Here is a 4,916-nt window from a genome sequence, read left to right as displayed (position 1 = left end):
AATCGCGAGTGGTAGGTTGATGGCGATAAAAGGAGTAAAGAAATTGGGTCATACGAATTAACTGGGAGGTTTTTATGTACTGGCAAAAGTCGGCATACGAGATTTCTGCCTGTCTCGTGGGCTCGGAGATGTATATAAGAGACGGGCGGCCCGTTGCTCTACAACAGGGGCGGGTACAGCCACCAGGGCGCCTACGCCTCGCTCAGCCTGTGGGCGATGGTCAGGACCCTGCCCGCCCTGGTCATGACCACCGTCCGCCTCGCCCGCGAGGCCGACCGGCCCGCGCTGCGGCTCGTCGCCGCGGCCGAGGCCGGCCGCGGCATCGCGCAGGCCGTCGGACTCGTCGCCGTCAACACGGTCCTCGCCGCCGTGCTGGCGTCCGGCGACCCGCCCGCACGGCCCCGCGCCGCGCTGCCCGCCCTCACCCTGGTCGCCGTGACGGCGCTGCTCACCGCCCTGTTCACCGCCGCCTCCACCTACGGCTCGGGACGGCTCGAACCCAAAGTCGAACGCGTCGCGACCGAACGGTACTTGGCGCGGGCCGCACAGGTGGAGCTGGCCGCCATCGAGGACGACGAGTTCCACCGACTGCTCGACACCGCCCAGTACGGCGCCGTCTCCGCCCGCCACATGATCGACTACTGCGTCCAGGTCATCAACGCCCTGCTGTCGCTGGCCGCCGCCGCGAGCGTGCTGACCGTCCTGCACCCCGTCCTGCTGCCGCTCCTCGCCCTGATGACCGTGCCGAGCATGTGGAGCACACTGGTCACCACCCGGCGCCGCTACCGGTCGTTCCGCGTCTGGGTCCAGCACGTCCGGGCCAGCCGCCTCCTCAGCGGCGAGCTGACCGCCACCGAGACGGCCGCCGAGGTCCGCGTCCACGACGTGGGCCCGTTCCTCCTCAAGCACTTCCGCGCGATGTCCGCCAACTCCGAGAACGAGCAGACCCGTCTCGCCCGACTCGACGCCCGCACCGGCCTGTGGGCGTCCGCGTGGACCGGACTGGCCGGCACCGCCACCTACGTCACCCTCGGCGCGCTCGCCTGGAGCGGCGCCATGGCGATGTCCGTCGCGGGCACCGCCGTTCTCGCCATCCGGACCGGCTCGGCCAGCCTCAGCGGCATGGTCCACGCCATCAACAACCTCTACGACGAAAGCCTGTTCGTCGCCGACCTCGAAGAACTCTGCGCGCAGGCCGCCGGCTGGGCCATTCCCGTCGGCGGCCTGCCCGTTCCGACCGCGCCCCGAGAAATCGCCTTCGACACGGTCACCTTCCGCTACCCGGGCACCAGCGCGGAACCCGCCCTGAGCGACGTGTCCCTCACCATCCCCGCCGGCCGGATCACCGCGCTCGTCGGGGAGAACGGGTCGGGGAAGAGCACCCTGGTCAAACTCCTGGCCGGCCTCTACCTCCCCGAGAGCGGACGCGTCACCTGGGACGGTGTCAGCACCGCCGAGGCCGACCGGCACCAGCTCTTCGCCCGGATCGCCATGGTGGCCCAGGACTTCAACCGCTGGCGGTTCACCGCCCGCGTCAACGTCTCCATCGGCGCCCCCGGCATCCCCCTCGACGCCGAACGCCTGCGCGCCGCCGCCCACCAGGCGGGCGCCGACGCGGTCGTCAACGGCCTGCCGCGCGGCTGGGACACGCTTCTGGCGCGCGGCTACCAGGGCGGCCACCAGCTCAGCGGCGGCCAGTGGCAGCGCCTCGGCATCGCCCGCGCCCACTACCGCGACGCCCCCGTGCTCATCGTGGACGAACCCACGGCCGCACTCGACGCCCGCGAGGAACAAAGGGTGTTCGACCAGATCCGCGAACTCGCGGCGGGCGGCCAGACGATCATCCTGATCACCCACCGCATGGCCTCCGTCCGGCACGCCGACCTGATCCACGTCCTGCACCACGGCCGCCTCGTCGAATCCGGCAGCCCGGCCGAACTGCTGGCCCGGCCCGATGGCCACTTCCGCGCGCTGTACGCCATCCAGGCCGCCCAGTTCGGCCGTGAGCCCACACCCGCCGACACCGACCGGTGACGCCGACCACCGCGCGGCAGCCGCGACTCGGCCACACCGGCTTCACAGCGGGCCAGACTCCCTTAACGTCCGGGTGCGACGATGACGGACGTGACCAGGGGATACGCCCGCGCGACGAGACAGCGCGCCGAACCGCCGCCCCGCCGCGGCGCCCGCTGTTGAGCGCACCCGCCTGAACGCCGCCCGCTCACCCCGCACGCCCCCTTGCCCGTACCGCCGCGCCGCACTCCCTCGCGCGGTCGCGGCCACCCGCAGGTCCCGTTCCTCCCGATCACCGCAGGAGTCCATCCCATGCCGACATCCGCCCCGCGTCCGTTCGCCCCGCGCTCCGCCGCGCTGGCCACGGTCCTGACGCTCGCCGCCGCGGCCACCGCCCTCGCACCGTCCGCCGCCACCGCGTCGGACACCATTGAGGACAGCGCGCGCGTGGACGTGGCCCTGGAGTGGTACGACGTCACCGCCGAAACGGTCGCCACCGCCGGAGCACCCACCCAGGTCACCAACAGCCGTACGTGGGCCATCGGTTGGGTCGCCGCCGCCCGCGTGCTCGACGACGCGGCACCCCGAGGCGTCAACCGCGCCGACTACCAGGACGCCGCCGTGGCCGGTGCCGTCCACCAGGCCCTGACCACCCTCGTCCCCGCCCGCGCCACCGAACTCGACGCCGCGCTCCAACGCACCCTGGACCGCGTCCCCGACGGCCCCGCCGAGGACCGCGGCCTCGCCGCCGGTCGCGCCGAGGCCCTCGACGTTCTCGCCGACCGCGAGGACGACGGCCTCGACCCCGCCTCGGTCAACGCGCCGTTCACCCTTCCCGCCCCGGCCCCCGGCGTGTGGCAGCCGACGCCGCCCGCCTACGGCCCCGCGCTCCAGGCCGGAGTCCGCGACGCCCGCCCGTTCCTCCTCGACAGCGCCGACCAGTACCGCCTGCCCGCCCCACCGGCCGTGGGCTCCGAGCGCTACGAGGCGGACCTCGCCGAAGTCCGCGACTACGGCGCCGCCGACAGCACCGTCCGCACCGCCGAGCAGACCGAGACCGCCGCCTTCTGGTACGGCTCGTCCCTGACCCTGTACACCGAGCCGCTGCGCGTCGCGCTCGCCCGCTCCGACGGGTCACTGGCCGAACGGACCGCGCTGGTCGCGCTGTTCCACACCGCGCTGGTGGACACGCAGATCGCGACCTCCGACAGCAAGTACGCGTACGTGACCTGGCGCCCCGTCACCGCGCTGCGCGCGGACGGCGACACGGACTGGACGCCGCTGCACGACACGCCGTCCCACCCCGACTACCCCAGCGGCCACGCCACGTACGCGGGTGCCGCCGAGGGCATCCTGACCGCCCTCGTCGGCCCGCGCACCGCGCCGTTCGAGCTGACCAGCCCCACCGCGCCCGGTGTCACCCGCACCTACACGTCCTGGCACCAGCTCACCCAGGACAACGTCGACGCCCGTGTCTGGTCCGGCATTCACACCAGGACCGCCGACACCGCGGGCGCGCGGCTCGGCCTCCAGGTCGCCGCGCACACCCTCCGCAACGCGGACGAACTCCTCGGCTGACCCACGACGGGACGGCGCCCCGGCCCGACGGGCGCCGTCCCACCAGGCCCACGGTGCGCCATATTCATACGTTTTTACGCCTTCGGTATCGTCCGGATGGTTCTGCCGGGGATGCCGTTTCCGGGTGAGAGGGCCGGGGAGGGGACGCGACGGGACGGCCGTCCGGTCGCCCCAGGACAGCGGTGCAGCCGCAGGAACTCTCCCGCGTACCGCACACGCATTTGGGTGTCCGGCGCCCGCGCGCCACGGGACCGCCCGCGGCACGCCCATGCCGGCGACACGCCCGGAGTATGGAGTGCCCGTCATGCAAGCCCCGTTCCGTCTCGTCCCCTCGGAGGAACTGCCCCCCGGCTGGGACCCGTCACCCGCCGCCCCCGAACTGCGCGCGTCCGCGCGGGCCGTGCTGGCCCTGCCCGCCGGAACCGACACCCGCGCGGCCCGCCGCGCCGCCCGGCGGCTGCGCACCGTGTGCCACCGGGCGGTGGTGCGGCCCTTCGGGCCCGACCACCGCGCCTCGCAGGGCAACCTCGACAACGACCGGTTCTTCGGCGTCCAGCGGGTCGTCGGCGACCCCCTCACCGTGCTCACCGGGGCGACCGCCCAGGCGTACGGTGAACTCCTCGACGAACTCGACCACGGCGGCACCGCGTTGGAGACCGGACCGCTGGCCGTGCTGGCGGAGGGGCTGGGCAGCCTGCTGGCCGCCGCGACCGGCGAGAAGCCCGCCGTGCTGCCGCTGCCCCGCCGCGCCGCCGACCCCGCCAGGGCCGTCGCCGAGCCCCTGCGCCGCTGGCGGCGCGGCCACCACGTGTTCATGGCGATGCTCCAGGGCCTGGCGGTCACCGCCGGCGGGCTGACCGCCTCGCTGCGGCGGCCCGCGCACGAAGACCTCGCCGGGCAATGGGAGTTGCTGATCACCCTGCTCGACGGCTCCTCCGCCGCCCTCCGCTTCACCGGGGACTTCGCGGGCCTGGACTACCTCAGCCAGGTGCGCCCCCTGATGTCGGACCCGGTGGTGCCCGGCGGCATGACAGGTCTGGAACTCCGCGACCACCAGCAGTTCCTCACCCGGCTCAAGCTCCTCGGCCGCGCCCTCGCGGAGAGCGAGCGGCCCGGCGAGGCGGCGGTGCGCGGGGCGGCGCGGTTCCGCGGCGTGCTCGCGCGGGTGTACACGGATCACGGCCTGGTCTGCTCGGAGTTCGTGGGTGCCGACCGCGCCAGCCTCATAGCCGCCGGTGGCCCGCCCGCGGTCCGCGTCCTGGACCGGCTGGCCGAATCCCGCGTCCGGCTGCTCCCCGACCTGACCACGCCCCCGGCCTCACCCC

The 4,916-nt window shown here is 73.8% G+C and carries 3 protein-coding genes; all 3 read left to right on the top strand.

From position 1 onward, the window contains the following. Positions 1-153: 153 nt before the first annotated feature. Positions 154-2,034 (top strand): ABC transporter ATP-binding protein, encoded by a 1,881-nt coding sequence (locus BN2279_RS07220; protein WP_059007628.1) that lies wholly within the window; start codon positions 154-156, stop codon positions 2,032-2,034. A 291-nt stretch (positions 2,035-2,325) separates the two neighbouring features. Then, positions 2,326-3,591: a vanadium-dependent haloperoxidase gene (locus BN2279_RS07215; RefSeq protein WP_059007626.1), complete on the top strand. Its 1,266-nt coding sequence runs from the start codon at positions 2,326-2,328 to the stop codon at positions 3,589-3,591. 304 nt (positions 3,592-3,895) lie between these two features. Then, positions 3,896-4,916: hypothetical protein (locus tag BN2279_RS07210; protein WP_059007624.1), on the top strand; the 1,021-nt coding region annotated here is incomplete at its 3' end.

This window comes from Streptomyces specialis, from assembly GCF_001493375.1.
Lineage (GTDB): Bacteria > Actinomycetota > Actinomycetes > Streptomycetales > Streptomycetaceae > Streptomyces > Streptomyces specialis.
Note: the sequence above shows the minus strand (reverse complement) of the source record. Positions and strands in the feature narration are given on the sequence as shown.

Coding starts and splice junctions, on each gene's coding strand:
- BN2279_RS07215 (WP_059007626.1), top strand. CDS start 2,326: ATGCCGACATCCGCCCCGCGTCCGTTCGCCCCGCGCTCCGCCGCGCTG.